The sequence below is a fragment of the Staphylococcus sp. SA22 genome (genome assembly GCF_054165785.1).
In genome coordinates, this window is record NZ_JBSZQY010000029.1 from 4,978 (window position 1) to 5,716 (window position 739).

Consider the following 739-nt stretch of genomic DNA (forward strand, 5'->3'; position numbering starts at 1 on the left):
TAATCACTCCTGAAGTGATTACATCTATAAATAAATACAGAAGTTAAACGATTTGTTTGTAATTTTAGTTATCTGTTTAAAAAGTCATAAGATTAGTCACTGGTAGGAATTAATCTAACGTATTTATTTATCTGCGTAATCACTGTTTTTAGTCTGTTTCAAAACAGTAGATGTTTTATCTACATTACGCATTTGGAATACCAACATGACGAATCCCTCCTTCTTAATTACAAATTTTTAGCATCTAATTTAACTTCAATTCCTATTATACAAAATTTTAAGATAATGCACTATCAACACACTCTTAAGTTTGCTTCTAAGTCTTATTTCCATAACTTTAGGGTTAACCATACGCAAGACCAATCACTCTCGGACAATACTCATGATTTTAATGATAAAATCCATGTTAAACCCATAGATAAGAAATACACCTGCAATAACCGTTACCTGTTTGTGCCAATTTAAAAATGCACCACTTTTTTATAATTAAAACGGTTGAAAACTGTACCACTAATAACTCACAATAGAGAGATGTCACCGTCAAGTTAAATGTACAAAATAACAGCGAAATTTTTAAATCTATTTCTTATCGATACAAATTCCTCGTAGGCGCTCGGGACCCCTATCTAGCGAACTTTTAGAAAAGATATAAAACATCAGAGTATGGACAGTTGCGGATGTACTTCAGAAAAGATTAGATGTCTAAAAAGCTTGTAGTTAAAGCTTTTTAGACATCTAA

Annotated in this window: 1 protein-coding gene and 1 pseudogene; both read right to left on the minus strand. The window is 31.0% G+C overall.

What is annotated here, in order from left to right:
- Positions 1 to 123: 123 nt before the first annotated feature.
- Positions 124 to 207: a 23S rRNA methyltransferase attenuation leader peptide gene (locus ACXQH5_RS13590; protein ID WP_001814874.1), complete on the minus strand. Its 84-nt coding sequence runs from the start codon at positions 205 to 207 to the stop codon at positions 124 to 126.
- Between the two features lie 48 nt (positions 208 to 255).
- Positions 256 to 339, minus strand: a pseudogene (locus ACXQH5_RS13595) (MLS leader peptide); the annotation flags it as partial.
- Between the last annotated feature and the right edge of the window lie 400 nt (positions 340 to 739).

Coding starts and splice junctions, on each gene's coding strand:
- ACXQH5_RS13590 (WP_001814874.1), bottom strand. CDS start 207: ATGTTGGTATTCCAAATGCGTAATGTAGATAAAACATCTACTGTTTTG.